Here is a 25,139-nt window from a genome sequence, read left to right as displayed (position 1 = left end):
CGCCGACATCCGCAGGCGGTCGCGGGTGCTCAGCGCTCCAGCGACGCGAACCGCTCGATGTCGGAGTTCGTGCCCGACACGATGATGAGGTCGTGGTTGGTGACGACGGTGTTCGCCTCGGCGTAGCGGAACGGCTTGCCCGGGCTCTTCACGCCGACGACCGTCACGTTGTACTTGGTGCGCACGCCCGACTCGTTGAGCCCGACGCCGCGGATGAACTTCGGCGGGTAGAGCTTGGCCAGCGCGAAGTCGTCGTCGAACCGGATGAAGTCCAGCATCCGTCCGCTCACGAGGTGCGCGACGCGCTCGCCGGCCTCGCGCTCGGGGTAGATCACGTGGTTCGCTCCGACGCGCGCCAGGATCTTGCCGTGCGACTGCGACACCGCCTTCGCCCAGATCTGCGGCACCTTGAGGTCGACGAGGTTGGCCGTGATGAGGACGGATGCCTCGATCGACGAGCCCACCGCGACCACGGCCACCGAGAAGTCCTGGGCGCCGATCTGCTTCAGCGCCTCGATGTTGCGGGCGTCGGCCTGCACGGTGTGCGTGACGCGCTCCGACCATTTCTGCACGAGATCGAGGCTCTCGTCGATCGCGAGCACCTCACGGTCGAGCCTGTCGAGCTCTCCCGCGCACGCGGCGCCGAAGCGCCCGAGTCCGATCACGAGAACGGGCGCATCGCCCCTCATCCGCTCAACCAACGATCGGCCTTTCCACCGGCAGCGAGTACAGCTGCGAACGGGATGACGCGGCCACCGCCGCGGCGAGAGTCACTGTACCAACGCGACCCATGACGATCGTGAGGGCCAGCACGTAGACGGCGGGATCGGGCAGGTCCGCGGTCAGCCCCGTCGACAGCCCGACGGTGGCGAAGCCCGAGATGACGTCGAAGAGCACATCGCCGAGATCGGCCTTCGTGATCTGCGTGATGATGATCGTCGAGATGGCGACGATGGTCGATCCCCACGCGACGACGGACAGCGCCACCCGCAGCACGTCGCTCGGGATGCGGCGGCCGAACACCTGGTTGGAGGTGCGGCCCTTCGCCTCCGAGATCACCGCCAGCGCGATCACGGCCAATGTGGTGACCTTGATGCCGCCCGCCGTGGAGGCCGAGCCGCCGCCGACGAACATCAGCATGCACGCGACGAGCAGGCTCGACTGGTTGAGCTCGCCGATGTCGAGGATCGCGAAGCCGCCGGATCTCGTCATCGCCGAGAGGAAGAACGCCTGGAACGTGGTGTCCCAGGCGTCGTTCGTGCCGAGGGTCAGCAGGTTGTCGTACTCGAGCACGAGGAAGACCACGCCGCCGAGGAAGAACAGCGAGACCGTGGTGATGATGGTGAGCTTCGCGTGCAGCGACCACCGCCGCACGTGCCACAGCTCTCGGCGCAGCGTGTAGATCACCGGGAAGCCGATGGAGCCCAGGAAGACGCCAGCCATGAGCGCGGTGAGGAAGAAGTAGTCGTGCCGGAACGGCGCGAGACCGTCGGCGTTGGGCGTGAACCCGGTGTTCGTGAACGCCATGGCCGCGTAGAAGGGGGCCTCCCACAGAGCGGTGGTCCACGGGACGCCCGCCACGAGCAGACCGGGGAACAGCAGCACCGCGATGATGGCCTCGATCGCGAGGGTCGACAGCGCGACCGTGAGCAGCAGGCTGCCGATCTGGCCGAGCTGCACCGTCTGACCCTCGTTGACCGGGCCGCCGTGCGTGCGCAGCGGGTTGGAGTCGCTCGCGGCGATGAGCTTGGCGCGCAGCCCCAGTCGCCGCGAGATCACGAGCCCGAGGATCGAGGCCAGCGTGAGCACGCCGAGGGCACCGATCTGCACGCCGATGAACACCAGCACGTGGCCGAACGGCGACCAGTGCGTGGCCATGTCGACCGTGGCCAGTCCCGTGACGCAGATCGTCGACACGGCGGTGAAGAAGGCGTCCGCGAACGGCGTGACCTGACCGTCGGCCGCGGCCACCGGCAGCGAGAACAGGATCGTGAACACCAGGATCAACGACAGGAAGATGATGATCGCGAACCGGGCGGGGGAGCGCTGCGTCAGATCGCGGAAGAACTCCATGAACGCATGGCCGATACGGCGCAGGCGGCTCATCCCGGCGACGGGGGCGACACGCCTGCCATCCGTCATGCGGGATCCTTCCTGGGACGCGAATGCCGAACCCGTCGTCGGTCGGGGGCGATCGTGCTCATGGTACTCGGCAGGGCTCCCGACTAATCTGAGCACATGGCGGACATCTTCGACGTGATCGCGGACGGAACGCGTCGCGACATCCTGCGACTGCTGCTCGATCGATCATCCGCCGGAGAGCGCGGCACCAGCGTGTCGCACATCGTCACCGAACTCGGCGCCAGCCAGCCCACCGTGTCGAAGCACCTGAAGGTGCTCCGCGACGCGCACCTGGTGTCGGTGCGCGAAGAGGGCCAGCACCGCTACTACAGCCTGTCCGCCGAGCCCCTCGACGAGGTCGACGACTGGCTCGTGCCCTTCCTCGACGGCGCGGGACCGGACGCCGACACCGCCGCGGTGTCGCTGCCCGATACCGCCGCGCACGCCGCCGAGGTCGTCGGCCGGGCCGCGGCCTCGGCCAAGCACGCCCTCGAGAACGCCTTCAAGCGCCTCCCCGGACGCTGACACGACAGAGGGGAGGGATGCCGCGACCCGCGGCATCCCTCCCCTCTCCGCGTCAGCGGCGCCCGCCCTTGCGGCCGAACAGCCACGCACCCCATACCGCCGAGACGGCGAGGATGAGCACGCACCACCCGATGGCCCACAGCGGCTCGGTGCCGAGGTCCGTGCCCATCAGCAGCCCGCGGATCGTCTCGATGATCGGCGTGATCGGCTGGTTGTCGGCGACCCACTGCAGCCATTCGGGCATGGTCTCGACCGGCACGAACGCGCTGGACAGGTACGGGACGAACAGGATGATGAACCCGTAGCCCGACGCCGCCTCGGGGCTGCCGGCGGCCAGTCCGATCGAGGCGAACAGGTACGTGATCGCGAGGATGTACAGCGCGATGATCGCGCCCGCGCCGATCCAGGCGGCGAGGTCGGCGTGCGGCCGGAACCCGACGAGGAGTCCGACGCCGATGACGACCGCGGTCGCCACGAGATTGCGGGCGAGGCTCGCGACGACATGACCGGTGAGCACCGCGCCGCTGCGCAGCGGCATCGTGCGGAACCGGTCGATGATGCCGCTGGACATGTCGCGGGCCACGTAGGTGGCCGTCGTCGCGGCGCCGAAGCCGGCGCACAGCAGGATGATGCCCGGTACGACGTAGTCGACGTAAGCGCCGCCGGGTTCGATCGCGCCGCCGAACACGAACGTGAACAGCAGCATCAGCATCACCGGCAGCAGGATCGACATGCTGAGCGATTCGCCGTCGCGCAGGGACTGCGTGAGGCTGCGGCCGACGAACACCGACTCGGCGGTGAATCCCCGCAGCCGGGGACGCGGCGCGATGGCGGTGGCGGTGATGGCGGTCATGCGAGCTCCTTGGCGGTCGTGGGCGCGCTCGCGGCGGACGTGCCCGTGAGGGAGAGGAAGACGTCGTCGAGGGTGGGACGCCGCAGCATCACCTCGACACCGGGCGCCTCGTCGGCGCTGAGCTCGTCCAGCGCCGCCCGCAGGCCCTCGAACGACCCGTCGGTGGTGAGTTCGCGCACGATCTCGCCGTCGGGCCTGGTGAGCACGACGGTGTCGGTGCCCACGAGGGACTTCAGCTCCGCCGGTGTGCCGGTCGCGACGACGCGCCCCGCGTCGAGCACCGCGATGCGGTCGGCGAGCTGGTCGGCCTCCTCCAGGTACTGCGTGGTGAGGAAGACCGTCGTGCCGGCGTCCGAGAGGGAGCGGATCACCTCCCACAGGTCGCGACGGCTGCGGGGGTCGACGCCGGTGGTCGGCTCGTCGAGGAACAGCACCTCAGGAACGACGACGAAGCTCAGCGCGAGATCGAGCCGCCGCCGCATGCCGCCGGAGTAGGTGCTGACGCGGCGGGTCGCGGCATCCATCAGCGCGAAGCGCTCCAAGAGCTCCGCGGCCCGCAGCTTCGCGGCCCGGGTGGACAGGCCCGAGAGCCGGCCGAGCATCACGAGGTTCTCGACGCCGGTGAGCATGTCGTCGACGGCCGCGGACTGGCCGGTCAGCGCGATGCGCTGGCGGACGGCCTCGGTCTGCGACGTCACGTCGAAGCCCGCGACCGACGCGGTGCCGGAGTCGGGGCGCAGCAGCGTCGTGAGGATCGAGATGGTCGTGGTCTTGCCGGCGCCGTTCGCGCCGAGCAGTGCGAAGATCTCGCCGCGATGCACGGCGAGGTCGAGTCCGTCGAGGACGGGGGTGCGCCCGAAGCTCTTGCCGAGCCCGCGGACGTCGATGGCTGGTGCTGGGCCCACGCGCGGAGTAGGTGTGGGGATCATCGCGGCATCCTTCCGGTGAACTGTGTACGAGCGAAACTGTGTATGCCAGTAACTGTTTATGACGGTAACACACTGTTTACGCAGTAAACAGTCCTAGACTGACGACATGACGGATGCTGCCGAGCCCGAGCTTCCACGAGGCATCGCCCTCGCCTGGGGCGTCGCCGCCAATCCGCAGCGCGGTCCCAAGCGCGAGATGAGCGTCGAGCGCATCGTCGAGGCGGCGATGGAGATCGCGGATGCCGAGGGCCTGACCGCCGTCTCGATGGCCGCCGTCGCCTCGCGCCTCGGCTTCACGCCGATGTCGCTGTACCGCTACGTCAACGCCAAGGAGGACCTCATCCTGTTGATGCAGGAGGAGGCGACCGGAGCGCCCTCCGACGCGGCGCGTGCCGCGGGCGACTGGCGGGAGCGCCTCGAGGCGCTGTACCGCGAGCAGCTGCAGAACTACCTCGCGCACCCGTGGGTGCTCGACATCCCGATCTCGGGCGTGCCCGCGACCCCCAACAGCGCCGCGTGGATGGATGCCGGACTCAGCGCGCTCGCCGGCACCGCGCTGACCTACGAGGAGCGCCTGGCGGTGATGCTCCTGGTCACGGGCACGGCGCACTGGGCGGGGACCATCCTCGCCGGATACGCGCAGGTGCAGCGGGAGCGAGGCATCGACGAGCAGGAGATCACCCGCAACGAGGATGCCGTGTTCCGCGCGCTCATCAGCGCCGACGCCTTCCCCGATCTGCGCGAGGCGATCGACGCCGGCGCGTTCCTGGACGAGTCCGATCCGTTCTCGTTCGCGCTCGCCCGCGGGCTCGACGGCGTCGCCGACTACATCGCCGCGGCCGAGGCGGACGGCACGCGGGAGAAGCGGCAGCCCTGGGTCGTCCCCGACGACGCCGACATCGCCGACGACAAGAAGGTGCGCGAGGCCCGCAAGGCCGTGCGCGCCGCCGAGAAGGTGCTGCGCGACGCCCGCAAGGTCGAGCGGCAGGTCGCGCGCGACGCGCGCGAGCGGCGCGCCCGCGAACGCGCCGGCTGACCGGACGGACGACGTACGCAACACGAGTCACAGGGGTTCACACGCGCCCCGTGTTTACACATGGGTCGCACGCCGCTTAGAGTGTGTCCATCACTTCTGGGGAAGGGGATGTCCATATGGCCGAGTTGTCCGATGTGCGATTCTTGACGGTCGCGGAAGTCGCTGATCTCATGCGCGTGTCGAAGATGACGGTGTACCGCCTCGTGCACTCCGGAGAGCTGCCTGCGGTGCGCTTCGGTCGTAGCTACCGCGTTCCCGAGTCCGCCGTCACAGAGGCCCTGCAACGGCCGATCGCCGACGTCGGCTAGACTGTTCTGAGGCATTTTCCGTATCTGCCCGTTCCCGGGCGCCGCACACGCCGCGCCCAGACCCCGACATAGTGAGGTTTTCCGTGGGTTCTGTCATCAAGAAGCGCCGCAAGCGCATGGCGAAGAAGAAGCACCGCAAGCTGCTTCGCAAGACTCGCCACCAGCGCCGCAACAAGAAGTAAGCGGCATCCGCACCAAGCGCCTGTCTTCGGACGGGCGCTTCGTGTATGACGGATCCGCGTCTCCGAGAGGCTGTCATGAAGTCCATCACCGTGCAGGAGCTGCGCGAGCGCACCGACGTCCCGCTGATCGACGTCCGCGAGGTCGACGAGTTCGCCGGCGGGCATGTGCCCGGGGCGATCAACATCCCGATGTCGGGCATCGGCGGCCGCCTGGACGAGCTGCCCGACGGCGCGTTCGACGTGATCTGCGCGGTCGGCGGCCGCTCCGGGCGCGTGGTCGAGGCCCTCGAGGCGCGCGGGTACGACGTGACGAACGTCGACGGCGGCACGAACGAGTGGATCGCCGCCGGCTACCCCGTCGAGGCGTGACGGCCGCGCGGATGACGACGCTCACCCTCATCGGCAAGCCCGACTGCCACCTGTGCGACGTCGCGCGCGAGGTCGTGGAGACCGTCGTTTCCGAGCTGCCCGAGGACGCCGTCGACGTCGAGGAGCTCTCGATCGCCGACGACCCGGCGCTCTACGCGCAGTGGTGGGAGAAGATCCCGGTGGTGCTCATCGACGGCGAGCTGCACGGCCACTGGCGCGTCTCGCCCGACCGCCTGCGCGCGGCGCTAGGCGCCGCGCGCTGACGGACCGGAGTCACTTCTCGATCTCGACCACCTCCGCGCCGGGCGCGTTCGTCTTGACCGATTCGATGCCGTTGAGGGCGCTCGCCTTCGACGAGTAGCCCTGACTGGTCGCGATCACCTGGCCGTTGCCGGCCAGCAGGTTGAAGCGCCAGTCGCCGCCCTTGTCGGTCCACAGTTCGAACTTGCCCGCCATCGGAACCCCCTCGATCGGTGTGGATGCCGGCTGCTGCCGCGCATTCGACGTCTCGCGTCGCGCTCACGCTATCGGGCGCGGGGCCCGCAGCGGAAGGGCCGTCCGTCCGGTCAGCGGTCCTCGCGCGGACGCACAGCGACCGGCTCGGCCGACAGCGCGATGCGCACGCGCTCGTCGTACTCCACGCGGTCGGTGGCCGCGTGCTGGACGCGCAGCAGCGACCCGTCGGCCGTGCGAACGAGCGTGCGGCGAAACCCGCCGAGGAACGTGCTCTCCTGCACGACGGCATCGACACCGGGCGCCTCCGCGCCGACCAGACGCACGTTCTCGGGCCGGAGGAACACCTCGACCGTGCCGGCGGCGTGGGGCGACTGAAGCGGCAGGCGCGCGCCCCACACGGTGACCGCGTCACCGTCGACCACGCCGGGCACGATGCTCGAGACGCCGATGAACGCCGCGACGCCGGGCGTCGCCGGATGCAGGTAGAGCTCCTCGGGCGTGCCGATCTGCTCGATGCGCCCGGCGTTCATGACGGCGATCCGGTCGGACACCGCGAGCGCCTCCTCCTGATCGTGGGTGACGAACACCGTCGTGATGCCCAGCCGCAGCTGGATCCGGCGGATCTCGTCGCGCAGCTGCACGCGTACCTTGGCGTCCAGTGCCGACAGCGGCTCGTCCAGCAGCAGCACGCGGGGTTCGGTCACGAGCGCGCGGGCGAGCGCCACGCGCTGCTGCTGACCGCCCGACAGCTGGTGCGGGAAGCGGTCGGCGAGGTGCCCGAGCCCGACCAGTTCGAGCGCGTCGGCGGCGCGGGCGGCGGCATCCTTCTTCCCCGTTCCGCGCCGGCGCAGGCCGAAGGCGGTGTTGTCGGCCACGCGCAGGTGAGGGAACAGCGAGTACGACTGGAACACCATGCCGATGTCGCGCTTGTTGGTCGGCACGCCCGAGACGTCGGCGCCGCCCAGCCGGACCTCGCCCGAGGTCGCCTTCTCGAGCCCGGCGAGCACGCGCAGCGCGGTGGTCTTGCCGCAGCCGGACGGGCCGAGCAGCGAGACGAACTCGCCGGGGGCGATGTCGAGGTCGACGCCGTGCAGCACGCGCGTGGCGCCGTACTCCTTCACGACGCCGCGGAACTCCACGCGCGTGCCCTCGCCGGCGTCGGCCAGCAGCAGATTGTCGGAGGTCGCCGGAAGCGTGCGCGGCGGGGTGTCGGCGGTGGTCATGAGGGGGTCCTTCCGGAGCCGGCGCGGCCGGCGCGACCGATGATGAGCAGCAGCACGAAGGCGAACGCCAGCGCCAGCAGGGTGAAGATCGCCGCGGCATAGGCGTCCTGCCGGTTGATCACGACGAGCCCGGTCTGCAGAACCTGGCGGTTCAGCAGCGACGCGATGGTGAACTCGCCGAGCACGACGGCCACCGAGATAAGGGATGCCGCCAGCAGGCCCTGCCGCAGGTTCGGCGCGATCACGCGCACCAGCACGGTCATCCACCCCGCGCCGAGCGTGCGCGCGGCCTCGGACAGCGTCTTGACGTCGATCGCGTCGATCGAGGCCTGGATCGAGCGGTAGGTGAACGGCAGCACGAGGATGCCGTAGGCGAACGCCAGCGTCCACGCACCGGTGCCGAGCGTGCGGCCGATCTGCAGGTAGATGGGAGCGAGGCCGACCACCAGCACGATGGCCGGGATCGTGATCGGCAGCAGTGCCAGGAACTCGAACCCGCGACGCAGCTTCGGGAACCGCAGCGCCACCAGCACCATCGTCGGCGTGAACAGGAACAGCACGATCAGGACCGTGACGCCGGCGAGGAGGAGCGAGTTCGCCAGGCCGGTCCAGATCGGCGCGTAGCGCGCCGCGTTGGCCGGGTCGAACAGCGCTAGCCAGCGGTCGAAGGTGTACGCGCCGCCGCCGGGGGAAGACAGGGTGAACAGGAACGTCGCGACGAAGGGGACGGCGAAGACCAGGCCGACCAGGATGCCGATGATCCACCGGACGGCGGGGGAGGGGGCGAGCCGGTTCATGCCTGCCACCTCGCGGCGCGACGCTGGATGAGCGAGTACCCCCACATGACGACCGCGACGACGACGATCATGCCGAGGGCGAGCGCGCCGGCCAGATTCTCACGGCCCAGGAGCGTCTCGCTCGTCAGCGCCGTACGGATCTGGAGCGGCACGATCTGCGATCCCTGGCTGGCGAGGGCCGCCGCGGTCGCGTACGAGGAGAACGCGTTGGCGAACAGCAGCAGCAGGCTCGCCAGGAACGACGGCGCGAGCACCGGGAAGCCGACGTGCCACCAGAAGCCGGCACGGGTCCCGCCGAGGGTGAGGTGCGCCTCGACCCACGCGGGTCGCAGCGCCGCGAGCGCCGGCATGAAGGTGAGGATCATGAGGGGGATCTGGAAGACGAGGTACGCCGGGATGAGGCCGGCCAGGGCGTAGATCCACGCACCGCCGGCGAAGATGTCGATCCCGAGCACGTCGCGCAGGAATCCCGTGACCACGCCCTGCGTCCCGATGGCGGCGATCATCGTGAAGGCGAGCATGACGCCGCCGAACTGCGCGAGGACGCCGGATGCGGCATCCACCGTCGTGCGGACGACCCCGGTCTCGGGAAGGCCCAGCATCGCGTAGCAGACGAGGGCTCCCACGATCGCGCCGATCACGGCAGTGAGGGCGGACACCCACGCCGAGTTGGCGAACGTCGCGAGGATCACCGGATCGCCGAGCGCCGCGAGGTTGTCGAGGGTCGGAGCCCCGTCACCGTCGAACAGCCCCGACGCCACCGCGATCAGCGTGGGCAGGGCGAGGAACAGCAGCACGTACGCCGCGAAGGGGGCCAGACCCAGCCACGACCAGTCGGCGACCGCGCGGCCCCGCCGCACCGGAGCGGATGGCTCCGGTGCGGCGGGGTCGTTCACACGGTCCTGATCGGGACCGGTGAGAGTGTGGGCGATGGTCACTGGACCGCTGCGGCCCACTCTTCGCCGAGGAGCTTGCCGGCGTCGGCCGACTGCTCCTCCGTGGGGACGACCGTCTCCTCGGGAGCGGTCGGGAGCGCGTCCGCGAGCTTCTCATCGATCGTGCCGGCGGAGACCATGGCCTCCATGCGCACCGGGCGGGCGCCGCCCTTGAGCCACAGGTTCTGCACGTCGTCGCTGTACAGGAACTCCTGCCACAGGCGCGCGGCGGCCGGGTGCGGGGCATCCTTGTTGATCGCCTGGTTGTAGTAGCCGGCGTATCCGACGCCCGGGAAGACGACGGTCTTCCACGTCGGCAGGTCGGCCTGGTGCGCGGCGTTCAGGTAGTCCCAGTCGAAGACCACCGGCGTCTCGCCGCTGGCGACCGTGGCGCTGGTGACGTCGAGCTTGAGCATGTTGCCGGCCTTGTTGAGCTCCGAGAAGAAGTCGATGCCCGGCTGGAAGTCATCGAGCGTGCCGTCGGACTGGACGGTGGCCAGACCCACCGCGGCGAAGGCCGCGCCTGCCTGCGTCGGGTCGCCGTTGATCGCGACGGCGCCCTTGTACGTCTCGCCCAGCAGGTCGTCGAGGGCCTTCGGGGCGTCGAAGCGCGCCGAGTCGTAGCCGACAGACATGTACCCGCCGTAGTCGCCGACGAACAGGCCGGTGGGCTCCTTGAGGGCCTCGGGGATGTCGTCCCACGTCGCCACCTTGTAGGCGGCGAACGCGTCGGTGTTCTGCAGGGCGACCGTCAGGCCGATGTCGAACACGTCGGGCGCGGTGTCCAGGCCCGCGTTCGTCTCGGCGGCCTGGATCTCCTCGGCCGACGAGACGTCGGGCGACTGCTCGTTGATCGTGATCTCGGGGTAGCGCTCGGCGAACAGGTCGAGGATCTCGCCGTAGTTCGCCCAGTCGCGCGGCAGCGCGATGACGTTGAGCTGGCCCTCGGCCTCGGCAGCGGCCTCCAGGTCCTTCAGCGAGCCGAAGTCGGCGAGGCTCGACGCGGTCGCCGCGTCGACCGAGGCGCGGTCGGTGCCCTCGGCGGTCGGGGTGCCGGAGCCGGCGCAGCCGGTGAGTGCGAGCGCGGCGACGGCGGCCGCCGCGGCGCCCATCAGCAGGCGCGATGTGGTGCGGGACATGTGCATTCCTCTCGGGTTGCCGTTCGCGGGCGTGCCGAGGCACGGGCTGCGATCGGGGACGAGAGGACGCTACGGACGCACGGTGACGCGATGACCCGCGCCGGGTGAACGATACGTGAGCGGGCGGTGACGGACGACCGCGCGTCGATGCGGACGCTGTAGAGGGATCCGGCGATTCAGGCCCGCAGGCGCGCGCGCAGGTCGTCGAGCTCGGCGTCGGTAAGCCCACCGGCGGCGAGATACCCGGCGCTGCCGCCGTGTTCGGCGTCGATCCACGCGAGCGCCTGTTCGATCGCGGCGGGCGGCGTCTCGGTCACGAGGGTCCGCAGCGGGTCGGTCACCGCGATCCCCATCGACGTCAGCATGGCGATCATCCCGTCCGCCCAGGGGCCCGCGAGGTTCTGCTGCGACGAGGAGTAGTCCGCGACGATCGCGTCGCGCTCGGCGCCGGCGACATCGAGCATGAGGGCGACCGCGATCCCGGTGCGGTCCTTGCCTGCCGTGCAGTGGACGAGGACCGCCGTCGGCTCTTCGTCGGTGGACGAGGCCACCAGACGGCCCAGCCGGGCGAACGTCTCGGCACCGTGTCCGAGCATCGACACGTACAGCTCGCCCAGGGTGGGCAGCTGCGACAACGCCGCCGCGAACGACTCGGGTGCGACGGCACCGTCCCCGCCGACGGCCGGCTGGGGGAGCGCTCCCTCCAGCAGCGGCAGCGTCTGCACGTCGAAGGGACGCGACGACGGCACCCGGTCGGGAGCCATCTGCTGCTCGACAGGGGTGCGGAAGTCGGCGATCACGCCGATGGGGGAGTCGGTCAGCTGCGCCAGCCCGGTATCGGTGAGCGCGTTGAGCGCGGCCGACCGGTACAGCACGCCGTCGCGGGTCGTGCCACCTCCGCTCAGCGGCATCCCACCCGTGTCGCGGAAGTTGAACAGACCCTCGATCGCCATGCGTTTCACCCTAGCCGCGCGCTGACGCGGCCCCGGACGTCAGGGCGCGAGACGCGTCGGGCCGCGGAAGAGGTAGGTGACCTCGCGGATCGACGACTCGCCCAGCAGCAGCATCAGCACGCGCGCCAGCCCCATGCCGAAGCCGCCGTGGGGCGGGGCGCCGTAGCGGAAGAAGTCGAAGTAGAAGTCGAGGTGCTCGGCTCCGAGCCCCTTCTCCTTGGCCTGTTCGATCAGCACGTCGACGCGGTGCTCGCGCTGCGCGCCGGTGGTGATCTCGACGCCCTTGAAGAGGAGGTCGTACGACTTGGTCAGCCCGGTCTCCTCGTCGCGCATGTGGTAGAAGGCGCGGATCTCGGGGTGGTAGTCGGTGATGAAGACGAACTGGTGACCGTAGGTCTCCTCGACGTACGCGGAGATCTGGCGCTCGCCCTCAGGGTCGAGGTCGCCGTCGGTGCGGGGGATCTCGTAGCCGCGGCTCTTCACGATCTCGCGCGCCTCGGCCAGCGGGATGCGCGGGAACGGGATCGCCGGCACCTGCACCTCGAGGCCGAACAGCTCCTCGATCTCGGCGCCGTGCTTGTCCTTGACGGCCTGGAACGCGGTCTGCAGGAGCTCCTCCTGCATGCGCGCCACATCCTCGTGCGAGTCGATCCAGCTGATCTCGGCATCCACCGAGGTGAACTCGGTGGCGTGGCGCGACGTGAACGACGGGTCCGCGCGGAAGGCGGGGGCGATCTCGAAGATCTTGCCGAAGCCGGCGACCTGCGCCATCTGCTTGAAGAACTGCGGCGACTGCGCGAGATAGGCGGTCTGGTCGCCGAAGTACTCCAGCGAGAACAGCTCCGCGTTGGACTCGGATGCCGAGGCCATGAGCTTCGGCGAGTGCACCTCGATGTAGTCGCGCTCGATCCAGTACGTGCGGAACGCGTGCTCGAGCGTGGTCTGCACGCGGAAGATGAGGTTGTTGCGGCGCTGGCGCAGGTCGAGGAAGCGCCAGTCCATGCGCTTGTCCAGACCCGAGTCGGCCGCGATCGGCGTCTCGGGGAGCGCGGCGGCCGCGATGTCGAGCGCGCCGATCTTGATCTCGACGCCGCCGAGCTTCACGCGCTCGTCGTGCTTGAGCTCGCCCGTGACCGTGAGAAACGTGCCCGTGGCGAGGTTCGAGATGAGGTCGGTGAGGGCGAGGGCTGCGGCATCCTGCTCGCTGCCGTCCTCGGCCGGGCGCGTGGCCGGGTTGACCAGCTGCACCGCCCCGGTCTCATCGCGAAGGATGACGAACTGCACCTTCTTCTGATCGCGGACGGTCTCGACCCACCCGGACACCGAGACGGGGCCGTCGGGAAGAGCCTGCAGCTGCTTGACGAGAACGCGTTCACTCACGAGCGACAAGTCTACGTGGACGACCGAGCGTCGCTTCCCGCCGGATCCGGCACCCGCCGCTACCATGCCGCCATGACGACGCCCGAGCCCGAGCCGACGGCCCCCGCGTGGGCCGCGGCATCCCCGCCTCCCTATCCGGGCGGGCCGGCGTACGCGCCGCCGCCGGGGGCGGCACCGCCGGCGAAGCGGCCGGTGAAGACGCTGGACGTCGTCATCACGATCGTGCTGCTGATCGCGGATGCCGTGCTCGCCACGCTCGCATCGTTCATGGGGCTGTTCCTCATCATGGCGTCCGACCCGTGCGGCGTGCGCGACTGCAGCACCGAGCTCATCACGATGGGCTGGCTGATGGGGACGATCCTGCCGTGGGTCGCGCTCGCGGCGACCGCCGTGGTGGCGATCGTGCTCATGGTCAAGCGGCGCCTGGCGTTCTGGGTGCCGCTGGCGGGAGCCGCCCTCATCGTGCTCGCGCTGGTGGCGGCGTTCTTCGTCACCTCCGCCGGCGTCCCGGGCTCCAGCGTCTGAGGTGCACCCCACCCCGGGTACGGGGGTGTGCACCCGGGATTCGCTCAACCTCGTTCCGTAGCGTGGGGATGCCGCGACACACGGTCGCGGCCGCCGCCATCAGGTGCCACCGACGGACGGGATCCGACGAATGACGACAGCGACGACGACCGACGGCTCGTGGCTGTCCGCCCTCGCCGACTGGGCGGTCTCGCTCATGGACATCATCGGACCCGCCGGCGCCGGCATCGCCATCGCGATGGAGAACCTGTTCCCGCCGCTTCCGAGCGAGGTGATCCTGCCTATGGCGGGGCTCGCGGCGAGCCGCGGTTCGTTCACCGTGGTGGAGGCTCTCGCGTGGACGACCGCCGGGTCGGTCGCCGGCGCACTCCTGCTCTATGCGCTCGGCGCCTGGCTGGGCGTCGCGCGGCTGCGCGCCATCGCCGCCGCGGTGCCGCTGCTGAACCCCGAGGACATCGACCGCACCGTCGCATGGTTCGCACGCCACGGCGGCAAGGCGGTGTTCTTCGGCCGGATGATCCCGATCTTCCGCAGCCTCATCTCCATCCCCGCCGGGATCACCCGCATGCCGATCTGGCGGTTCGCGCTGCTGACGGCGGCCGGGAGCCTGCTGTGGAACACGATCTTCGTGCTGTCGGGCTACCTGCTCGGCGAGTCCTGGCACATCGTCGAGCGCTACGCAGAGATCCTCCAGTACGTCGTGATCGCGGTCGCAGCGGCCGCGGTGGTGTGGTTCCTCGTCGTGCGCATCCGGTCCGTGCTCGCCGAGCGCGCCGCGCGCGGTCCGGCCGAGCCCGAGCTCGACTGACCGCGCCTCCGCCCCACGCTGGGCGAACGCTCAGCCGACCCACAGAAGACGCCCACGTAGACTGATGCGGTGCCCGCAGACCGCCTCCATCTCGTGCGCCACGGGGAGGTACACAACCCCCGCCGCGTGCTCTACGGGCGACTCCCGGGTTACCGGCTGAGCGCCGACGGACGGCGGATGGCCCAGCAGGCGGCGGAGCACATCCACTCCCTCGAGCGACCCGTGTCGGCGCTGGTCTGCTCGCCGCTGCAGCGCACCCGCGAATCGGCGGAGCCGTTCACGGCTCTCTTCGGCATCGAGCCGGTCGTCGACGAGCGCGTCATCGAGCCGACGAACGTGTTCGAGGGTCGCCGCATGAAGAAGGCGCTCGCCAACCCGTTGAACTGGCGCCACCTGCGCGCGCCAGCCACCCCGAGCTGGGGGGAGCCGTACGCCCAGGTGATCGCCCGCATGGACGCGGCGATGACGGATGCCTGGAACGCCGTGGACGGCGGGGACGTGGTGATCGTGTCGCACCAGCTGCCGATCTGGGTGACCCATCTCGCGGTCGCCGGGCTCCCCGCGCGGCACGACCCGCGCAAGCGCCGCTGCGCGCTGTCGAGTGTGACGAGCTTCGAGCTCGTGGACGGAACGTGGAACGAGACCGGCTACGTCGAGCCGGCGACGACGGCCGGGGCCGTGGATGTGGGGGCGGTATGACGGCACGAGTCGCAGGACGTGGCCGGGCGCGACGCGCGCGGGCGGCGGCATCCGCCTTCCTGGCTGTCGGACTGGTCGCCGGGCTCGCCGCGTGCAGCAGCGACCCGCTGGCAGACCAGTACCGTTCCGGTGACAACAAGGGCTTCGTCGCGGCCGACGGGTTCGAGGTCGACGAGATCCCCGCGGCCGAGCGCACCGACCCGGTGCAGTTCGAGGGCGTCCTCGACACCGGTGGCACCGCCACCAGCGCCGACTACGCGGGCGACGTGCTCGTCGTGAACTTCTGGTACGCCGGCTGCGCGCCCTGCCGTGTCGAGGCGCCGGAGCTCGCAGCCGTCGACAAGTCGTTCGAGGGCGAGGACGTCTCCTTCCTCGGCGTCAACCTCTACGACGGCGCGGCCGCCTCGCAGGCGTTCGCGAAGAAGCACGGCATCGAGTACCCCAGCGCGCTGGCGACCGAGGACGGCTCCATCAAGCTCGCCTTCGCGGGGGAGACCCCGCTCAACGCCGTGCCCGTCACGCTCGTGCTCGACAAGCAGGGCCGCGTCGCCGCCCGCCTGATCGGGCAGATCGAGGAGGCCTCGATCCTCGAGACGCTGGTGCGCGACGCGTTGGCGGAGTCGTGAATCTCGGCGCGCTGGTCGCCGACGGATCGCTCCTGGTGGCGATCCCGATCGCGGTGCTCGCCGGTGCGATCTCGTTCCTCTCGCCGTGCGTGCTGCCTCTCGTTCCGGGCTACCTCGGCTTCATCGGCGGCGCGGTCAGCCCGCGCCCCGCGGTCGTCGCCGCCGGCGCTGCCGGCGTCTCCGGCTCGACCGATGCCACTCCCGCCGCGACCACAGGCCTCGAGGCCCCCGCGCGCGGGCGGCTCGTGCTCGGCGTCGTGCTCTTCATCGCCGGCTTCACCGTGGTCTTCGTCAGCATGGCGATGCTCGGCGGCACGCTGGGCCGGTTCCTCCTCGAGTACGCCGACCTCATCACGCGCATCCTCGGCGTCCTGATCATCGCGATGGGGCTCGTCTTCATCGGCTGGTTCGGCCTCGCCCAGCGCATCGCGCGTCCGCAGGTGCGCGGCAACCTCGGGCTGGTCGGGGCGCCGCTGCTCGGCATCGCGCTCGGCATCGGCTGGGCCCCGTGCATCGGCCCGACCCTCGCCGTGATCCTCGCGATGGCGTTCGACTCCGGCTCGGCCGGGCGCGCAGCGCTGCTGGGTGTCGCGTACTCGCTGGGTCTCGGCATCCCGTTCCTGCTGCTCACGCTCGGCTTCGGCTGGGCGACCCGATCGGTGTCGTTCGTGCGCCGTCACATCCGCGTCGTCAACCTCATCGGCGGCGCCCTGCTCATCGTCCTCGGGCTCCTCATGGTGACCGGTGTGTGGACCGCCGTGATGGCCCAGCTCCAGGGGGTGTTCTCCAGTGTCCCGGCCCCGCTCTGACGCCTCGGAAGGATCTGCGACCGACGTGACCGACCCGCTCCGGCCCTCCGACCACGCCGACAGCGACGCCCCCGCCGCCGACGTCACCCAGCCCGCCCTCGGGTTCGTCGGGTGGCTGCGCTGGGGATGGCGTCAGCTCACCTCGATGCGCACCGCCCTCGTGCTGCTCCTGCTGCTGGCGATCGCGGCCGTCCCCGGCTCGCTCGTGCCGCAGCGCAGCGCCGACCCCAACGGCGTGCGCCAGTACTTCGTCGACAACCCCGACCTGGCGCCGGTGCTCGACAAGATGAGCCTGTTCGACGTGTACACGTCGCCCTGGTTCTCGGCGATCTACATCCTGCTGTTCATCTCGCTGGTCGGCTGCGTCATCCCGCGCACCAAGCACCACTACAAGGCGATGCGCGCCCAGCCGCCGCGCACGCCCGCACGGCTCTCGCGCCTGGAGGCGCACCGCACCGAGATGCTCGAGTACGCGGACGACGCGGATGCCGCAGCGGCGGCATCCGAAGCCGTCGAGGCCGCCCAGCAGCAGCTGCGCAAGGCCGGCTACCGCGTCGCCCGGTACGACAGCGCCCGGGCGCTGTCGGTGTCGGCCGAGCGCGGGTACCTCCGCGAGACCGGCAACCTGGTCTTCCACGGGGCGCTGGTGGGCGTGCTGCTCGCGGTCGGCCTCGGCGGCGGGTTCACCTACACCGGGCAGACCGTCATCATCGAGGGCCGCACGTGGGTCAACACGATGCTCGACTACACGTCGTTCAACCCCGGCCGCTTCGTCGACGAGAACGCCCTGCAGCCGTACGCGCTGACCCTCGACGACTTCTCGCTGTCGTACGTCACCCCCGGGCAGCAGGGGGCCGGGCAGGCGGGGAACTTCGTCGCCCACCTGACCACGCAGTTCCCCGATGCCGACCCCGCCAAGGGGGAGGTGCGCGTGAACCACCCGCTGCAGATCGCCGGCGACCGGGTGTACCTGATGGGCAACGGATACGCGCCGACGATCACGGTCCGCGACGACGCGGGCGAGGTCGTCTTCTCGGAGTCGGTGCCCTTCCTCCCGCAGGACAACAACATGACCTCGCAGGGCGTGGTGAAGATCCCGGACGGCCTGCGCGAACAGCTGGGCCTCGTGGGCTTCTTCTACCCGACGGCCCAGCCGCTCGACAGCGGCGCCTACACCTCGGTGTACGGCGATCTCGAGTACCCGATGCTGACCTTCTGGGTCTACTCCGGCGACCTCGGCATCGACGGCGGTGTGCCGAAGTCGGTCTACACCCTCGACCCGAGCGAGATGACCCAGCTCGCCGGTGGCAACTCGGGTGTCGACTCGCTCGCGCTCAAGCCCGGTGAGACCGTGGACCTGCCCGACGGGCTCGGCACGATCACGTTCGAGAACGAGGCGCCCGCCGGCGCGAACGGCTACGAGGACTCGGTGAAGCGCTACGTCTCGCTGTCGATCCACCGTGATGCGGCGGCGACCTGGGTGCTGGTGTTCGCACTGCTCGCGCTCGGGGGTCTGCTGGCCGCGCTGTTCGTGCCGCGTCGCCGCATGTGGGTCAAGGCGACCGCGCAGGGGCACACCGTGCAGCTCGAGTACGCCGGTCTCGCCCGCGGCGAGGACCCCGCGCTGGACGGCGCCGTCGAGCAGTTCGCGCAGCGTCATCTCGCCTCGCTCTCCGAGCGCACGACGCCCGGCGCACGCGCCGGACAACCCGAATCCACCCCCGACGTAGACTGAGGATCATGCCCGACGCCTCCCCTCTCACCCTCGACGATGTCTCGGTGCTGCTGGTCTGGACGGCCATCGCGATCTACGCGCTCGCGTTCATCGCGTACGCGGTCGATCTGTCCCGGCGCGGCGTCGTGGCTGCCGACGCCAAGGACGCCGCCGCGAAGACGGTGCGCGACCGCGAGCTCGTGGGCGCCGCCGCATCCGGACGCCCCGGGATCGTCGAGCAGATGCGTGCGCAGGAGACGGCATCCGAGGCGGCGCTGAACGCGCCGGTCGGTCGCCGCGAGCGCCTGGTGTGGGCGCGCATCGGCACGGCGATGACGGTGCTCGCCTTCCTCTTCCACCTCGGCGGCGACGTCACCCGCGGCCTCGCCGCAGGGCGCGTGCCGTGGTCGAACATGTACGAGTTCGCCCTCACCGGCACGCTCCTCATCGTCGCGGTCTACCTGGGCGTGCTCTTCCGCTACGACCTGCGGTTCCTCGGCACGTTCATCACCGGCCTCACGATGGTGCTGCTGGGCGGTACGGCGATCTGGTTCTACACCGACATCGTTCCGCTGATGGACCCGCTGAAGTCGGTGTGGCTCGTCATCCACGTCTTCGTCGCCTCGCTCTCGACGGCGCTGTTCGCCCTCGCCTTCGGTCTGTCGGTGCTGCAGCTGATGCAGGCGGGCCGCGAGCGGAAGATCTCGGCCGCGGCACGTCTGGCCGAGGACGGGGATGCCGCCTCCACCGGTGCGGTCAAGGCCGGACCGGGCTTCCTGCGCACCCTCCCGAGCGCCGACGCGCTGGAGTCGCTGGCGTACCGGTTCGCGATCATCGGCTTCATCTTCTGGACCTTCACGCTCATCGCCGGGTCGATCTGGGCCAACGACGCGTGGGGCCGCTACTGGGGCTTCGACACGAAGGAAGTGTGGACCTTCGTCATCTGGGTGCTCTACGCCGGCTACATCCACGCGCGGGCCACCCGCGGGTGGCGCGGGGCGCGTTCGGCGTGGCTGTCGATCATCGGATTCAGCGCGGTGCTGTTCAACTTCACGATCGTGAACATGTTCTTCAAGGGTCTCCACGCCTACTCCGGGCTGAGCTGAGCTGAGCTGAGCGGCGCTCAGCGCACGGGCGAGAGCACGACCACGGGCGTCTCGCGGCTGCGCAGGGCGGCGTAGGCGTCGAGGTCGGCGTCGCCTTCGAGCGTGCGCCAGACCGCCCACAGTCGCTCGCGTTCGGCGCCGGTCGCCTCGTGGGCGACGACCTCGCGGGTGCCGCCGGGCAGGTCGACGGATGCCGCGGGCCGCGCCCGCAGGTTGAGCCACCACGCCGGCGGCGGGTCGCCCCACCCGTTCATCGCGAGCGTGACGAGGTCGGGGCCGTCCTCGAAGTACCCGAGGATGGCCACGCGCGGGCTTCCCGACCGGCGGCCGACGGTGTGAAGGCGCATCATGCCGTAGACCGTGGGCGTCGGATGCCGCAACCCCGCCCGACCGCCGGTCACCCGGTACAGCGCGCGATGCACCACCCACGCGGTGCGGATGAACCAGCGCGGCGGGATGCGTGCCGCGCGATCGGGCGACGGCGCGGCGGGCTCGGAGGAGGTCATGCTCCGATCCTGCCGCGCGCGCCTCGCGAGGGCCATCGGCCGATCGGTCTGTTCGGACAGCCGATCGGCCGATGCAGGTCCGGTGCCCTCCGCACGCGGAAGAGCCCCGGCCGCGAGTGCGGGCGGGGCTCTTCCGGCGGAGGCGTCAGGCGGTGACGGGTGTCGTCTTCAGCAGCGCCCTCGCCGAGGTGGTGCGGCGGCGTGCGACGGCGATCATGGTCGCCGCCAGGCCCAGCACCGTCCACACCACGAGGCCCGCGATGGCCGCTCCCAGACCCGAGGTCGAGGTGAGCGCGGCCACCATCGCGTGATACGCGGGTGCCGTGGGCATGAGGTTCGCGATGCTCGACAGCACGCCCGGAACCGTCGAGACGATGCCCGTCGCCACGGCGAACACCCCGATCAGGGCCGCGACCCAGCGTCCGGCGCCGCCGAAGACGGCGACGAGCGCCTGGTTGACGGCCGCGAACGCGATGCCCGCGACGACGCACACGACGGCGAACACCGACCACTCCGCCCACGAGTACGACGCGGCGAGCTGGACGACGCCGGCCACGAGCAGGCCCTGCAGGGCACCCAGGCCCGCGGCGGGGGCCAGCGCCCGCAGCGCGAGCAGCGCCGACGGCTTGCGCGAGGTCAGCGCACGGCGCGACACCGCCTGCAGCGCGATGAACGTGCCGAGTCCGCCGAACCACAGGGCGAGGGTCGCCAGCAGCGGGACCGCCGACGCGCCGAACAGCGACGTGCCGGCACCGTCCGCGGCCACGGGATCCGCGACGACGGTGGCGAGATCGGTCGCCTCGGTGTCGGTGTACGAGGGGATGGAGTCGGATGCCGTCGCCAGACCGTTCGCGAGGTCGCCGGTGCCGGAGGCCAGCTGCGAGACGCCGTCGGCGAGGCTCGTCGCACCGTCGGCCGCCTGCGTGGCGCCCGAGGCGAGCTGCGAGGCGCCGTCCGCGAGGCCGCTCGCACCGGCCGCGGACTGGGCGGTCGCAGACTGGAGCTGAACGAGGCCGCTGGAAAGGTCGCGCGTGCCGTTCGCTGCCTCCGTCAGGCCGGCGCTCGTCCTGTCCATCAACCCGGTCAGGCCGGTCAGCGTGCCGTTCGCGTACCCCGCGGCGGTGCCGGCGCTCTTCGCGACGTCGCCGGCGCTCTGCGCGGCGGCCCCCGCGCTTCCCACCGCCGCCGACAGCTGCTTGCAGAAATCGTTGTCCGACGACACTGCGGGGCACTGCGCGGCGAGCGCACCGAGCTTCTGCGTAAGGCCCGGTGCGTTCGCATCCTCGTTGTAGAGCGCCCCGGCGAGGGCGATGGCCTGCTTCGTCGCCTGATCCGCGTTGGTCGCGGACGCGCTCGCGGCATCCTTGAGCTCCTGGCTCTGGACGCCGGAGGCGGCCGCATCCAGGCCCGAGGCGATGGTGTTCGCTCCGGTCGCGGCACCGCCGATGCCGGACGCGATCTGGTTGAGCCCACCCGCCAGCCGCGAGGCGCCGTCCGCGAGCTGGGCGTTGCCGTCGGCGAGCTTCGAGATACCGCCCGGAAGCTGCGCCGCGCCGTCGGCGGCGGAGGTCGCCCCGTCGGCGAGCTTCTGCGCGCCGTCGGCGGCGGTGCCCAGCTGGTCGCCCAGCGTGGTGAAGCCGAGGAAGACGTTCTCGAGGTACACGGTCGACAGCTGCGTGCCCATGCTGGAAGCGGCCGCTGCCGCGACCTGCGCCGTGATCGCGTCGTCGACGATGAGGCTGTCCGGCGGCGTGGTCACCTCGATGGTGGCCTGCTCGGGGGTCCCGCCTCCGGGGCGGGTCGAGGTCGCCGCCGCCGAGAAGTTCTCGGGGATCGTGATGACGGCGGCGTACGTGCCGTCGGCGAGCCCGGATGCCGCGTCAGCGGCGTTGGAGAGCGTCCAGGTGAGGTTGCTGTCCTGGTCGTCGGAACCCTCGACGAGCCCGGCGCTCAGCTGGCGGCCCAGCGGCACCATCTGCCCGTCGATCGTCACCGCCTCGTCCTCGTTCACGATGGCCGCGGTGAGGTTGTCGAGGCGTTCGGTGGGGTTGTAGAGCGCCGCCACGAGGATGCCGCCGATCACGACGGGCAGCAGCAGCACGCCCACGAGCGTCAGCCACGTGACGGGGCGGCGCGAGCGCGCGCGCTCGACGACGGTGGTCAGCCAGTTGGGGGTCATGCGGTCACCTCTGCGGTGGTGGTGGTCGGAGTGCCGGCGCGCAGCGCGACCGAGGTCACGTCGGGGCGGTGCGCGTCGCCGGCGAGCGCGAGAGCGGTGCTCTCGACGCGGGAGGTCAGGACGAGCGTGAGGCCGGGGTCCTCTTCGCCCGCACGCTCGCGCAGCGCCTCGGCGGCGTCGCGGATGACGGCGGCGGCCTGATCGCGCTCAGCGGCGTCCAGCGCGTCGATGCCGTCGACGACGACCAGCGACGCCCGGCCGCCGAGGGCGCGGCGCAGCTCCTGGATGCGGTCGTCGGCCTCGCCGAGGAGCGCGAGCCCGACATGGGCGCGCACCCAGGCGGCGCGTTCGGGCAGGAGGTGCCCGGCCACGCGGAGCTTGCCGTCGGTCGGCGCGAGGCGGCCCGCGACGACCAGCGCGAACGCACGGGCGGTGCGGACGTCGCCGGTGGCGATGAGGGTTCCGCCGCGTTCGATGCGGAAGGCGGCATCCTCCAGCAGCGACACCTCGCCTGCCTGGCGACCGCCGTCCGCGCGTACGGTGACGCCGTCGCCGACGACCGCCGCGGTGGTGGCGGGCTCCGGCCAGTCGGCCAGCGACAGCTCGCGCTCGACCGCCTCGCCCTCGATGTCGAAGTGGGGGAGGATCCGCTCCAGCCAGCGCGGCATCCACCACGCCTTGTCTCCCAGCAGTGTCATGACGGCGGGCACCAGGGTCATGCGCACGAGGAACGCGTCCACGGCGATGCCCACGGCCAGTCCCAGTGCGATGGGCTTGATCGCCGAGTCGCCTTCGGGGACGAACGCCGCGAACACCGCGAACATGATGACCGCGGCGGCGGTGACCACGCGAGCGGATGCCGTGAAGCCCGACCGCACCGCGCCCACCGCGATGTCGCGGCCGCTGCGGGTGGCGTGACCGGCGGCTCCGCGTCGTGCGTGGACGTAGTCCTCGCGCATGCGGCTGACCAGGAACACCTCGTAGTCCATCGCGAGGCCGAACAGCACGCCCATGAGGATGATCGGCATGAAGCTGATGACGGGACCGGTGCGCGTCACGTGGAGGAGGTCGGCGCCCCAGCCCCACTCGAACACCGCGGCGACGACGCCGAACGCGGCGAGGACGGACAGCAGGTAGCCGAGGGCGGCCTTGATCGGCACCCAGATCGAGCGGAACACGATCATGAGCAGCACGAGCGACAGGCCGACGACGAAGATGCCGAAGGGCAGCAGCGCCGCGCCCAGCCGGTCGGAGATGTCGATGCCCACGGCGGTGAAGCCGGTGACCTTCAGGTCGACGCCGTACTCGTCCTTCAGCTCGGGGGCGAGGTCGCGCAGCGCCCGCACGAGTTCGGCGGTGGCAGGGGCGTCGGGGGCGGTCTCGGGGACGATCTGGATCAGACCGGTGTCGGCCGTCTCGTTCGGCGTCGCGAGCGCGACCTCCTTGACGCCGGGCACCTTCTCGATCTCGGCCTTGAGGTCGGCCATGAGCCCGAGCGGGTCGGTCGAGGTCACGATCGTGCCCGCCATGATGAGCGGTCCGTTGGAGCCGGGTCCGAAGTGCTCGGCCGTGAGGTCGTACGCCTGACGCGCCTGGCTCGTCTCGGGCTGCTGGCCCGCGTTGGGCAGGGCCAGGCCGAGGCTGGCCGCCGGGATCGCCATCACGCCGAGCGTGAGGACGACGGCGATGGTGGTGACGACGGGGTGCTTGGTCACCAGCATCACCCAGCGGTTCGGCCGGCGCGTGTTCGCAGGGGACGGGTCGGCCACGGCCTGCGCCGCGGCGGTCTCCGCTTCGGCGTCCGCCGGGAGCTCTCCACCCGGCTCGGCCCCCGCCACGGACGCGGTGGAGCGGCGGCGGGGGAGCGGCATCCCGCGGCGCTTGCGCCCGTGGCCCCAGCCGACCACGCGACCCTTGGCGAACCCGAGGAGCGCGGGCGTCAGCGTGATGGCGACCGCCACGGCGATCGCGACGGCGACGGCGGCGGCGATGCCCATCGTGGTGAGGAACGGGATGCCGGCGAAGCCCAGGCCGATGAGGGCGATGAGCACCGTGACGCCGGCGAACACGACAGCGGAGCCGGCGGTGCCGGTCGCGCGTGCGGCGGATTCTTCGGGATCCACGCCGGCGCGCACCTGGTCCTGATGTCGCGCGACGATGAACAGCGCATAGTCGATGCCGACCGCCAGGCCCAGCATGATCGCGAGCATCGGGGTGGTCGACGAGATCGACGCGAACGCGGTCGAGAGGTAGATGAGGGCGATCGCGAGCCCCACGCCGATGAGCGCGGACACGAGCGGGAACCACGCGACGGTGAACGAGCGGAACGTCACGATCAGCACGAACAGCGCGATGAGCACACCCACCGCCTCGATGAGCGAGAGCGCCGGCACGGATGTCGAGAACAGGTCGCCGCCCATGGCGACCTGCGATCCTGCAGGCAGCGTGTCGCGCAGGTCGTCGGCGACGTCGCCGAGCGCGGCCTCGGTCTCCGCGGTGACGTCGGTGGCCTGGCCGTCGAACTGCAGGCGGACGATCGCGGCGCTGTCGTCGTCGGACACCATGCCCGTGACCATGTCGTCGAAGGGGTCCGTCACCGCGATGACGCCGTCGAGATCGGACAGCTGCGCGACCGCGTCATCGATCGCGGGCGCGTACGGGGCCTGGTCGATGCGCTCGCCGTCGGCGGTCACGATCACCAGCTGCGCACTGGTGCCGCTGGCCTGGGGGAAGCTGCGGTCGAGCAGCTCGATGCCCTCCTGGGCCTCGGTTCCGGGGATCGAGAAGGAGTTGTCGGTGCCCTTCATGAACAGCGCCGCGCCACCGCCGGCGAGGGCGAGCAGCAGCAGCCACGACACCAGCACGCGCCAGGGGTGCCGGTACGACCAACGGCCGAGCGCATACAGAAGAGTCGACACAACGCCTCCGGATCAGGGGTGAGGGGTTCGGGAGATGTCGATA

General features: G+C 70.9%; 27 protein-coding genes. 13 read left to right on the top strand and 14 right to left on the bottom strand.

The window, feature by feature from the left end; translation table 11 throughout:
• Positions 1–29: 29 nt before the first annotated feature.
• Positions 30–689, bottom strand: coding sequence for a potassium channel family protein (locus AC1DDU_RS03925; RefSeq protein WP_477431315.1), 660 nt, complete (start codon positions 687–689; stop codon positions 30–32).
• 4 nt (positions 690–693) lie between these two features.
• Complete coding sequence (locus AC1DDU_RS03920) at positions 694–2,142, bottom strand: TrkH family potassium uptake protein (protein ID WP_477431314.1); 1,449 nt, start codon at positions 2,140–2,142, stop codon at positions 694–696.
• Between the two features lie 96 nt (positions 2,143–2,238).
• Here AC1DDU_RS03920 and AC1DDU_RS03915 point away from each other — a divergent pair, with 96 nt between their 5' ends.
• The gene (locus AC1DDU_RS03915) at positions 2,239–2,646 is read left to right on the top strand and encodes an ArsR/SmtB family transcription factor (RefSeq protein WP_477431313.1); all 408 of its coding nucleotides are present in this window, start codon (positions 2,239–2,241) and stop codon (positions 2,644–2,646) included.
• A 52-nt stretch (positions 2,647–2,698) separates the two neighbouring features.
• Here the strand turns inward: AC1DDU_RS03915 and AC1DDU_RS03910 are convergent, their stop codons facing one another.
• Both AC1DDU_RS03910 and AC1DDU_RS03905 read right to left on the bottom strand, forming a co-directional pair.
• On the bottom strand, positions 2,699–3,499 hold the full coding sequence (locus tag AC1DDU_RS03910; RefSeq protein WP_477431312.1) for an ABC transporter permease: 801 nt from the start codon (positions 3,497–3,499) through the stop codon (positions 2,699–2,701).
• Positions 3,496–4,428: an ATP-binding cassette domain-containing protein gene (locus tag AC1DDU_RS03905; RefSeq protein WP_477431311.1), complete on the bottom strand. Its 933-nt coding sequence runs from the start codon at positions 4,426–4,428 to the stop codon at positions 3,496–3,498. The genes AC1DDU_RS03910 and AC1DDU_RS03905 overlap by 4 nt, the downstream gene beginning before the upstream one ends.
• Positions 4,429–4,534: 106 nt before the next feature.
• On the opposite strand from AC1DDU_RS03905, the gene AC1DDU_RS03900 reads away from it, so the two are divergent.
• From AC1DDU_RS03900 to AC1DDU_RS03880, 5 genes are all read left to right on the top strand, one after another.
• Positions 4,535–5,464: a TetR/AcrR family transcriptional regulator gene (locus tag AC1DDU_RS03900; RefSeq protein ID WP_477431310.1), complete on the top strand. Its 930-nt coding sequence runs from the start codon at positions 4,535–4,537 to the stop codon at positions 5,462–5,464.
• Positions 5,465–5,580: 116 nt separating this feature from the next.
• Entirely contained in the window at positions 5,581–5,772 is a 192-nt protein-coding gene (locus AC1DDU_RS03895; protein ID WP_477431309.1) for a helix-turn-helix domain-containing protein, read from the top strand.
• An 83-nt stretch (positions 5,773–5,855) separates the two neighbouring features.
• A complete protein-coding gene (locus AC1DDU_RS03890) occupies positions 5,856–5,954 on the top strand; it encodes a 30S ribosomal protein bS22 (RefSeq protein ID WP_003792170.1) in 99 nt (32 codons plus the stop codon).
• Positions 5,955–6,029: 75 nt separating this feature from the next.
• A complete protein-coding gene (locus AC1DDU_RS03885) occupies positions 6,030–6,323 on the top strand; it encodes a rhodanese-like domain-containing protein (protein ID WP_477431308.1) in 294 nt (97 codons plus the stop codon).
• A gap of 11 nt (positions 6,324–6,334) precedes the next feature.
• Positions 6,335–6,586 (top strand): glutaredoxin family protein, encoded by a 252-nt coding sequence (locus AC1DDU_RS03880; RefSeq protein ID WP_477431307.1) that lies wholly within the window; start codon positions 6,335–6,337, stop codon positions 6,584–6,586.
• Between the two features lie 10 nt (positions 6,587–6,596).
• Here the strand turns inward: AC1DDU_RS03880 and AC1DDU_RS03875 are convergent, their stop codons facing one another.
• The 7 genes from AC1DDU_RS03875 to aspS form a co-directional block, all read right to left on the bottom strand.
• Positions 6,597–6,779, bottom strand: a complete 183-nt coding sequence (locus tag AC1DDU_RS03875) for a YegP family protein (RefSeq protein WP_477431306.1) — start codon at positions 6,777–6,779, stop codon at positions 6,597–6,599.
• Positions 6,780–6,889: 110 nt separating this feature from the next.
• The gene (locus AC1DDU_RS03870) at positions 6,890–8,002 is read right to left on the bottom strand and encodes an ABC transporter ATP-binding protein (RefSeq protein ID WP_477431305.1); all 1,113 of its coding nucleotides are present in this window, start codon (positions 8,000–8,002) and stop codon (positions 6,890–6,892) included.
• Entirely contained in the window at positions 7,999–8,799 is an 801-nt protein-coding gene (locus AC1DDU_RS03865; protein ID WP_477431304.1) for an ABC transporter permease, read from the bottom strand. Before AC1DDU_RS03865 ends, AC1DDU_RS03870 begins: the two co-directional genes overlap by 4 nt.
• Positions 8,796–9,737: an ABC transporter permease gene (locus tag AC1DDU_RS03860; protein ID WP_477431303.1), complete on the bottom strand. Its 942-nt coding sequence runs from the start codon at positions 9,735–9,737 to the stop codon at positions 8,796–8,798. The genes AC1DDU_RS03865 and AC1DDU_RS03860 overlap by 4 nt, the downstream gene beginning before the upstream one ends.
• A complete protein-coding gene (locus AC1DDU_RS03855) occupies positions 9,734–10,873 on the bottom strand; it encodes an ABC transporter substrate-binding protein (RefSeq protein ID WP_477431302.1) in 1,140 nt (379 codons plus the stop codon). The genes AC1DDU_RS03860 and AC1DDU_RS03855 overlap by 4 nt, the downstream gene beginning before the upstream one ends.
• A 176-nt stretch (positions 10,874–11,049) precedes the next feature.
• Positions 11,050–11,826 (bottom strand): tyrosine-protein phosphatase, encoded by a 777-nt coding sequence (locus AC1DDU_RS03850; RefSeq protein WP_477431301.1) that lies wholly within the window; start codon positions 11,824–11,826, stop codon positions 11,050–11,052.
• A 39-nt stretch (positions 11,827–11,865) separates the two neighbouring features.
• Entirely contained in the window at positions 11,866–13,206 is a 1,341-nt protein-coding gene (aspS, locus tag AC1DDU_RS03845) for an aspartate--tRNA(Asn) ligase (protein WP_477431300.1), read from the bottom strand.
• Between the two features lie 72 nt (positions 13,207–13,278).
• On the opposite strand from aspS, the gene AC1DDU_RS03840 reads away from it, so the two are divergent.
• From AC1DDU_RS03840 to ccsB, 7 genes are all read left to right on the top strand, one after another.
• Positions 13,279–13,731 carry a DUF6264 family protein gene (locus AC1DDU_RS03840; RefSeq protein ID WP_477431299.1) on the top strand — a complete coding sequence of 151 codons (453 nt, stop codon included), beginning with the start codon at positions 13,279–13,281 and terminating at the stop codon, positions 13,729–13,731.
• Positions 13,732–13,861: 130 nt separating this feature from the next.
• On the top strand, positions 13,862–14,539 hold the full coding sequence (locus AC1DDU_RS03835; RefSeq protein ID WP_477431298.1) for a DedA family protein: 678 nt from the start codon (positions 13,862–13,864) through the stop codon (positions 14,537–14,539).
• A gap of 69 nt (positions 14,540–14,608) precedes the next feature.
• Positions 14,609–15,238 (top strand): histidine phosphatase family protein, encoded by a 630-nt coding sequence (locus tag AC1DDU_RS03830; protein WP_477431297.1) that lies wholly within the window; start codon positions 14,609–14,611, stop codon positions 15,236–15,238.
• Entirely contained in the window at positions 15,235–15,864 is a 630-nt protein-coding gene (locus tag AC1DDU_RS03825; protein ID WP_477431296.1) for a TlpA family protein disulfide reductase, read from the top strand. The genes AC1DDU_RS03830 and AC1DDU_RS03825 overlap by 4 nt, the downstream gene beginning before the upstream one ends.
• The gene (locus tag AC1DDU_RS03820) at positions 15,861–16,673 is read left to right on the top strand and encodes a cytochrome c biogenesis CcdA family protein (RefSeq protein WP_477431295.1); all 813 of its coding nucleotides are present in this window, start codon (positions 15,861–15,863) and stop codon (positions 16,671–16,673) included. The genes AC1DDU_RS03825 and AC1DDU_RS03820 overlap by 4 nt, the downstream gene beginning before the upstream one ends.
• A 25-nt stretch (positions 16,674–16,698) precedes the next feature.
• Positions 16,699–18,408, top strand: coding sequence for a cytochrome c biogenesis protein ResB (gene resB, locus AC1DDU_RS03815; protein ID WP_477431294.1), 1,710 nt, complete (start codon positions 16,699–16,701; stop codon positions 18,406–18,408).
• A gap of 5 nt (positions 18,409–18,413) precedes the next feature.
• Positions 18,414–19,493, top strand: coding sequence for a c-type cytochrome biogenesis protein CcsB (ccsB, locus tag AC1DDU_RS03810; RefSeq protein WP_477431293.1), 1,080 nt, complete (start codon positions 18,414–18,416; stop codon positions 19,491–19,493).
• A 17-nt stretch (positions 19,494–19,510) separates the two neighbouring features.
• Here ccsB and AC1DDU_RS03805 read toward each other — a convergent pair whose 3' ends face one another.
• The 3 genes from AC1DDU_RS03805 to AC1DDU_RS03795 form a co-directional block, all read right to left on the bottom strand.
• Positions 19,511–19,999, bottom strand: coding sequence for a nitroreductase/quinone reductase family protein (locus AC1DDU_RS03805; protein WP_477431292.1), 489 nt, complete (start codon positions 19,997–19,999; stop codon positions 19,511–19,513).
• Positions 20,000–20,144: 145 nt separating this feature from the next.
• Positions 20,145–22,178: a YhgE/Pip family protein gene (locus AC1DDU_RS03800; protein WP_477431291.1), complete on the bottom strand. Its 2,034-nt coding sequence runs from the start codon at positions 22,176–22,178 to the stop codon at positions 20,145–20,147.
• Complete coding sequence (locus AC1DDU_RS03795; protein WP_477431290.1) at positions 22,175–25,096, bottom strand: MMPL family transporter; 2,922 nt, start codon at positions 25,094–25,096, stop codon at positions 22,175–22,177. Before AC1DDU_RS03795 ends, AC1DDU_RS03800 begins: the two co-directional genes overlap by 4 nt.
• Positions 25,097–25,139 lie beyond the last annotated feature (43 nt).

Source organism: Microbacterium sp. 05T445, from assembly GCF_056395865.1.
The sequence above is the reverse complement of the archived record's forward strand: the minus strand, read 5'-3'. Positions and strand labels throughout refer to the sequence as shown.